This window comes from Paenibacillus ottowii (genome assembly GCF_050516475.1).
Taxonomy (GTDB): domain Bacteria; phylum Bacillota; class Bacilli; order Paenibacillales; family Paenibacillaceae; genus Paenibacillus; species Paenibacillus ottowii.
Genome location: NZ_CP191577.1, coordinates 1,897,261 through 1,904,956, shown reverse-complemented (window position 1 = coordinate 1,904,956; position 7,696 = coordinate 1,897,261). Strand labels below are relative to the sequence as shown.

Sequence of the window (7,696 nt, the reverse complement as noted above, 5' to 3'; positions counted from 1 at the left end):
AAATTATGTAAAGGGGATTTATACTGTAGTAGTCGATAAGTATATAACAAATAGAACTATTGAAATTGTAGACAGCATGGAAATGCAAGATATTGAAGATCCAAGGCTACATAATGACATCCAAAAAACAAATGACGAATCAACAGTGAGAAGTATAGGCATTTTGAATAACATTGTTGACATTATCATGAATATGTCTTTATTCGTTGGTACGATAAGTATTTTGGCATCTTACCAGGTAAGTATCGTGATTATCATCATACTATCAATAATCCCAAGTACAATAATTAATTTAAAATCTATGTCCAAGTTATTTGAAGTGTATGATAAACGATATGAAAAGACTAGATACTATAGTTCTTTAAAGGATATGATAGTTACATATGAGAATTTCAAAGAGATGAAATTATTTTCCAACATATCTTTTATACAGAAAATCATTAATAATATTTTTGAACAAATAATTGAGCAGGATAAAAATGTGAAAAAAACATTGACTATTAAATCTACCGTAGGCGATTCAATTCAACAGTTACTGACATATTTGTTCAAAATAATTATAGTTATCAATGGTATTATGAGTAAACTGTCCATCGGTGTTATTATAATGAGCATTGAAACTGCTACCAAACTGCAAAATGCTTTGATCAATTTAATAAGCTATGCTTTAACACTATATGAAAATTGTTTGTATTTATTGAGCTTTGAGAGATTAAATAAAATAAATTTAATAAAAAGCGAGGAAATTAGGGAGGATTTAATAAAGGATTTTGTCGTGGATTCAATTGAGTTTATAGGAGTTTATTTTAAATATCCAAGCTCAAGTAGTTATATATTAGAAAATATAAATTTAACATTAAAAAAAGGGTATGATTATGCTGTGGTCGGATATAACGGGAGCGGTAAAACTACGTTGATCAAGCTCATTTTAGGGTTGTATGCACCAACAAAAGGCGAGATATTAATCAATGGCATTAATAGAACAATGTATGACAAGAAAGCCTATTTCGAGAAAATGAGTGCGATGTTTCAGGATTTTGTGAAGTTTCCGCTAACAATAAGGGAGAATATTGGGATTTCAATGATTAATAATATTAACGATATGCCAGTTATAATAGACGCTTCTGTCTTAGGCCAAGCATATGATTTTATTAACGAATTGAATAGGAAATTTGATACAAATTTATTGATTGGATGGGAAAATAGTGAGGATATTTCGACAGGGCAATGGCAAAGACTTGCTATCTCAAGAAGTTTCGTCCGGGAAGCAGATGTTATGGTATTTGATGAACCAACAGCAGCGTTAGATGCTAAGACAGAAAGTGAAGTGTTTAAAAATATGGTAAACAAAAAAACAGATAGGATTAATATAATTATTACTCATAGATTCACTAATATAAAAAATATTGATCAAATCATTGTTATACACGAAGGCAAAGTAGACGCTGTGGGGGATCATGATTTTTTGATGAGCAATAATAAAATATATGCGGAGCTGTATGACATTCAAGCAGACAACTATAAAGGATTCATTAAAGAGTCATCTATTGCAGGTGAGTTGTTGAAATAAGGTGCAACAAAAAGAGCTCAAAGCGGTAATCAGTGCTTGACGAAGCGCCCAAAGGGTGAAAATGGAAAAACATCTGCTACTCCTGTATTGCTGTAATTTTCACATATTTTCACATAACAACAAAAGAAGGAATAAACAGATGTCTATGCGGTATATCAACAAAATGCTCGATATGCTTAAAATTTTTCAGTTTTCAGACTCGCCCTATATGAACTTTAACTACGGTGAGATTAAACTTGGATTTGCATAACTACTTCAATTCTTTTAAACATTCTATCTCATTATTTTCTTTAAAATGTTCTACAAAGTTTGATACTGAAAAATTCTTAGCATTTGTTTTTAGAATTTGCAACTGGTATGCAGCATATTGTTCTGCACTTATGACAGGCTTATAACTTCTTGTTAGTACGGTGCCGCTATATACAATGTCAGCAATTTCAATATATTCCTTTTTCAACAAACTCCGAACCGCTGCTTGAACGGTATTAATGCTCAATCCATCCCCTATATCCGCGATGGCTGATGCAGTTAAATTTCCGCCATCTCTCCAAAAAACCAACAACACATCTTGTTCTTTTTGACTGATTCTAGGTAGTTTTTTCATTTCATTCACCTTTCATATAGTTAGGTTGTGTTTATTATAATTGTTAAATTACAATATATCAATTTAAAAATAGTGATACCATATTTTTTTGTTTTTAAAATCACTGTTTTATTGTTGGATTAATCTAAGGGATATATGAGTAATGTATAAAGAAAGAATCATCGCTAAACCATACTGTGTTTGTAATTAAATATTTACACGTTATTTTTAAAATGTTACTATTTATTTGTAATATATTATATATTATATATAGCGCTTAGTGCAATGCTATTTAAATACGAATTCGGAGAATGTTCGGCGAGATTCTTACAAGCAACTCTTCTATGACCGGATTTCGCGAAGATGAAGAGGTTACCTCTCAAGACTTGTTATATGGGACGATTCTCACTTCTGGTGGTGAGACGGGAAACTCTTTAGACGTCCACGTTGCGGGGAATGTAGAAGATTTTGTTCTGATGATGAATGATAAAACCGCTGAACTCGTGTTAAATGGCACACATTTCACTAGTCCTGAGAGCCTTCATGATGACAATCAGTATAAAACTGCTAGTCATCCAAACCAGGCTCAGATTGGGGATACATTAAAGTTATACGAAAGTTTAAGTCAGTTGAAATAAACGATGAAATGTAGGATTACATATTAAAAATGGAGGTGTCTTAGTGAAAAAAGTCTTAATGAGTGTATTAACTATAATCATTTTGATTGGAGGAAGCCTCTACTTCAAAAATCAAAGTAGCTACTCAGAATATGCAAGCATGCAGGATGATAAAACCATCTCAGGAAAATTAATTACCAAAGATAACAATCCGAAAAATGTAAAGACAGAGAATGAGAGTCGGCACAATGAGGACTCCCCAGAGGATGCAACGCCAAATGATGAGAGGACTCCTGAGGATATCGCCTTGGACAAACGACTTGATGAGCAGAGAAAAAAAAATGAAAGAACCTATCGGGAGGAAGGAAGGAAAGAGTCATCAATTAGGCCAACCATAGAAATTCCGTCTCTTTCTATCGAGGATATAATAGGTATCTACAAAACTGTTGATGCATACATGCGAGAAAATCCAGATCGGTTTCCCGAACCAGCGGACGATGGCACCAGGGGAAGCACTGATGATCCGAGAATCCAAAATATTCTATATGCAAAAAAAAAATCAGGTATCATAGCAGGATATGAAAATGAAAATCTGATGGCATGGGAAGTGAAAAAGCTGGACGGAGAATATACCAACCTCCTGTTAGGGAGAAAGTCTGCGGGAGAGGAATGGCAAGTTCTCTCGGAAGGAGACGTATATCAATTAAGAAAGGAAATGAGCGATGGAAATTAAAGCGGAAAATTTAACAAGAACATTCGGAACGAAACGGGCAATTGATGAACTGAATTTCACATTGCCCGAAGGCGTGTACGGGCTTTTGGGAGATAATGGGGCAGGGAAAAGCACCTTGATGCGAATTCTTGTGGCAATCGACCATCAAACTAGCGGCAAGGTTACCTTTAACGGCAGGGATATCTTCCATATGAACGACGACTACCGGAATCTTGTGGGATATATTCCCCAGGATTTCGAGGTGTATCCCGCGTTTACGGCAACAGAATATTTGGAATATATGGGAGCGCTGAAGGGATTGTCAAAAAAAGAACTAAAGCACAAAGTTCCAGAGGTATTACAATTTGTCAACCTGGATAAAGTTGCCAATAAAAAGGTCAAAACTTTTTCTGGAGGAATGAAAAGGCGGGTGGGCATTGCTCAAGCCATCATCAACGATCCAAAGATATTAATTTTTGACGAGCCCACCGCTGGGCTTGACCCCCATGAGCGAATCCGTTTTTCAAACATCATAAGCGAAATGGGACAGGATAAAATCATCCTGTTTTCTACCCATATTATTTCGGACATCGAAGCAATCACCACTAATGTACTCATCCTAAATCAGGGCAAAATTAAAGAGCAAGGTAATGTGCAAAAGATGTTAGCCGGGATTAAAGGAAAAGTGTTCACCGAGGAGATGGACAGAGAGCGACTTGCCTCATTTAAGAAGGAGCACCTCATCGTACGGATCCGGCAGGAAGAAAACGTTGTCAATGTACGGTACCTGGGAGAACAGGAATCAGGCGCAATCGTATCCGAGCCCACGCTGGAAGATTACTACATCTACTTAGGGAGTGGGAGCCATGCGTAATTTCATTTCATTGGAACTGAAAAAAATACGAAATAAAAGTACGGTGATTATCAGCCTACTCTTTCTCACAATTATTCTGATCCCCTGGGTTCAAACCGCCCAGAGTATCGATGTCTTGGATGATGAGGGAAACATACATAGCGGTCTTGGAGGCTGGCAAATTTTAAGGGAGCGCACGGTTGAGGGCACGATGACGACGGATTATTTATTACAAATGAAACAAAACTACAAAAACAGCGTGGACAAACCTTATATTGAGGGCGAAGTGGATACAGACCGCAAGCTGGGAAAAAAATTGACATTTCCTCACGACGCGCTGTACTGGGAGCTGAACTTTCCATATGAAAAGTACCGTGTGCTCAATAACAGCTTAAATTTAACGGATGAGCAGCTCGCCAATTTTTATGAGAATTGGAAAAGCAGCTTTACCGAATATTTATCCAATGAACAAAATCTATTTCCTTATACAAAGGAACAAATCGAAATCATCTCCCAGAAGATGCAAAAAGTACACACTCCATTTTTATTCAAATACGATAGTGGCTGGGAAGACCTGAAAATAGGTTTATTAAATACGAGCTACCTTTTCTTTATGTTCTTGGCCTTTATCCTATGCGAGGGATTCTCTAAAAACGCCAGCAAAGGAATTGACAAGGTGACCTTATCCACCAAGGAGAGCCGGAGGAAGCTGATCAGCTATAAGCTTGGCGCCGCCTGTGTGTTTTCTACGATAGCCTATTTTGTGTATATTGCGGTCGTACTGCTGTTTATTAATGCAGTGTATACGCTGCACGGCTGGGACTCTTCGGTTCAAATCGGAACGATTACATTTTATTCCATGAATCAGCTTCAAGAGGGGTTACTCTATATTGCCATGGGGTACTTTTCTACCCTTGTCGTGACACATCTTATCCTGTTTTTGTCCGTGGTTTTTAAAAGAGGGAAACTGGTATTAGCAATTTCACTGATTTATTTTTATCTCGTCCATACTTATCAGATGGGGAGGGGGGCGCTGATTGAAAAAATGATGGTCTTCATGCCCCAGAACTTTGTCAATAATCTTATAGGTATAGAAAACTTATATTTTGTGGGTAATACCGTGTTTCCTTATGTTTTTGTCGCCCTGTTTCTGGGCATTGTTTATATTCTCTTATCTCGAATCGGTATCTTGATATGGATGAAAAGATATTATTTACAGTAAAGGAAGGTAGGTGAAATCATGAGCTATTTATCAAAATTAAATAGAAGTAAAATCCTAAACATAAACGTTTTCGGTTTTTTGATGTCATTATTTCTGATACTTACCTTTTACAACTTGGACACCATCAAAACAGGTTATTTAAATCAGGCAAGATATGAGGTGACAGATGGGACGGAATACCGGTATCTCTATCAACCAGAGGTATTGGATAAAGTTAAGATTAACAAAATTTTGGATAAATATGGAAAACTCAGCCTGCCAGAAGATAGGAATAGAGCGGATGTTGCAGATTTGCCAGCCTTGGATATGATTATCCAAGTGTATGGCTGGGACTGGACTGGAATACGGGATGTCTCAGCAAAAAAATTCTATCAGGACAGGGCAGACATCATCAGAAGTGCACAGGAGAAAGCGGGGAGTTCCAGGGAAGGAAACAGCAACGGGACTTTTGCAGCGGCTTCTCTCTCCGAACCTATCCGGATAGGTTATGCCGAGGGCTGGAAGAACGTTAACTCAGGGATGAGTCAGTGTGTTTTTATTGTCCTGGTTCTCATTTTCATTGTCCTGGTCCCAATTTTTAATGAAGACGAGGCCTTGGGCGTGGACGGACTGGTGAAATCCACGAAATTTGGGAAACGTAAGCTGAGTAGGATACGGATCATCAACGCCTTCCAACTCTCTTCACTGCTTTATCTGGCGGCGGTGGCGATTTATATTACGCCTATATTCTTTATGTACGGTGTACAAGGAGCGGATTTGCCTATACAAAGTAGTCCACAATTTTTTTTATCAATGGTTGAGGTGAATTACTTCGAGCAGTTTTTGATCAACCTGGTCATTGGATATGTGGCAATCTCACTGATGACAGGGATTACCTTATTGATCAGCGTATTAGTCACAGAAGTTTATACTGGCTACGCCCTACTACTATTCACCATAGCCATCTCTTACGCCATTCAGATGAGTAAGGTATTCTTTCTGAAACATTACGTGGGCAATTTTCTGCCCATGCAGATAGCCGAGTTCAACAGCTATTACACAAGTTTTGAATCCTATGGAGGTATTTCTACAATCATTGCTGTTCCTTCCATTGCTGTTGCAGTTTTATTTATGCTCCTACTATTTTTGCCAAAATGGATTAATAAAAGGATGAGATTTACTTCTTAAATTGAGCATTATAAATATTTCTCATTTTGACGTAAAGCTAGTAGACTCCAATTGGGATCAAAGCGCTATGTCAGTTCAGTTCTAAAATGGACAGAACTGCAGAATTTATCTTTCTTATTTTTATGCAGTCGTATCTCTTCTTTTATAAATCAAGGGAATTGCTGAAACGAGTATTACAATGCTGTTAAGGTACTGGTGGGTAGTTACTTCAAAATTCCCAGATACGCAGGCCGTTTGAGGTAAGAATATGACGTGTGAGCAGTGGAACTTCAAATAATCGTCGTAAGCACCCCAGTGGATTACAAGGTGTTATTCAAAATCCCTGTGTATCAAGGGCTCGGATTAATGTGAATGTTCAAATTTTATTAGGATCAGGACAGTGTGCTTTTCTACCATCCTAAGAATAAATGGTTGGACTTATCTTGAGGTTCAATGAACCGAATGATAAAAAATGAAGTAAAGTTCAGAAAGAAGGTAGTGGATGTATTCATTTTTCATTTTATGTGAAGTTGGATCAGAAAAAGATGGTATCGGCAAAAATGGTTTAGCTCACGTTCTGGAGCACTTTGTTATACTGGCGATGCTTAAAGACTTTTTCACAGAGAAAGAAAGCAATTTGAGAGGACAAACAAGTTACTGCTATTGCTTATATAGCTGGAGCAATGCAAAGTACCAAGTTGGTTTAAACCTTATCTTTGAATTTGAAAACTTTGTAAGGAGAATATTAAATAATAAAAATGAATATTATGGCTTAATGTTAATGGCAATTAGAGAGGTCGAGGAAGAAATACTATCGAAACACAATGGGGGGGCAAAGATCAATGTAATGATTCATGTTTTAAATAATGACATTGTCTCTCGACCAATAGGTCTACTTGAGGACATAAAAAGTTTGAACGTTGACCAATTATTTGAGACTTTTGGTAGTATTTATGTAGCAGAAAATTTAAGATATTTCATTTTTAATCATGA

The 7,696-nt window shown here is 36.9% G+C and carries 8 protein-coding genes; 7 read left to right on the top strand and 1 reads right to left on the bottom strand.

Features of this window, described 5'->3' with window-relative positions; translation table 11 throughout:
* A partial coding sequence (locus tag ACQQ6X_RS08980) for an ATP-binding cassette domain-containing protein (RefSeq protein ID WP_430493568.1) occupies positions 1 to 1,570 on the top strand: 1,570 nt, incomplete at its 5' end.
* A gap of 250 nt (positions 1,571 to 1,820) precedes the next feature.
* On the opposite strand, the gene ACQQ6X_RS08975 is transcribed toward ACQQ6X_RS08980, so the two are convergent.
* Positions 1,821 to 2,174 (bottom strand): BlaI/MecI/CopY family transcriptional regulator, encoded by a 354-nt coding sequence (locus tag ACQQ6X_RS08975; RefSeq protein WP_082825242.1) that lies wholly within the window; start codon positions 2,172 to 2,174, stop codon positions 1,821 to 1,823.
* 290 nt (positions 2,175 to 2,464) lie between these two features.
* Between ACQQ6X_RS08975 and ACQQ6X_RS08970 the strand changes: the two genes are divergently transcribed.
* The 6 genes from ACQQ6X_RS08970 to ACQQ6X_RS08945 all read left to right on the top strand — a co-directional run.
* Positions 2,465 to 2,791, top strand: a complete 327-nt coding sequence (locus ACQQ6X_RS08970) for a hypothetical protein (protein ID WP_305168244.1) — start codon at positions 2,465 to 2,467, stop codon at positions 2,789 to 2,791.
* A 43-nt stretch (positions 2,792 to 2,834) separates the two neighbouring features.
* Positions 2,835 to 3,503, top strand: coding sequence for a hypothetical protein (locus ACQQ6X_RS08965; RefSeq protein WP_305168243.1), 669 nt, complete (start codon positions 2,835 to 2,837; stop codon positions 3,501 to 3,503).
* Positions 3,493 to 4,356, top strand: a complete 864-nt coding sequence (locus ACQQ6X_RS08960) for an ABC transporter ATP-binding protein (RefSeq protein WP_305168242.1) — start codon at positions 3,493 to 3,495, stop codon at positions 4,354 to 4,356. Before ACQQ6X_RS08965 ends, ACQQ6X_RS08960 begins: the two co-directional genes overlap by 11 nt.
* Positions 4,349 to 5,557: a hypothetical protein gene (locus ACQQ6X_RS08955; RefSeq protein ID WP_305168241.1), complete on the top strand. Its 1,209-nt coding sequence runs from the start codon at positions 4,349 to 4,351 to the stop codon at positions 5,555 to 5,557. Before ACQQ6X_RS08960 ends, ACQQ6X_RS08955 begins: the two co-directional genes overlap by 8 nt.
* A gap of 18 nt (positions 5,558 to 5,575) precedes the next feature.
* Positions 5,576 to 6,724, top strand: coding sequence for a hypothetical protein (locus tag ACQQ6X_RS08950; protein WP_305168240.1), 1,149 nt, complete (start codon positions 5,576 to 5,578; stop codon positions 6,722 to 6,724).
* Positions 6,725 to 7,205: 481 nt separating this feature from the next.
* Positions 7,206 to 7,696 (top strand): hypothetical protein (locus ACQQ6X_RS08945; protein WP_430493567.1); only part of this gene is annotated, 491 nt, incomplete at its 3' end.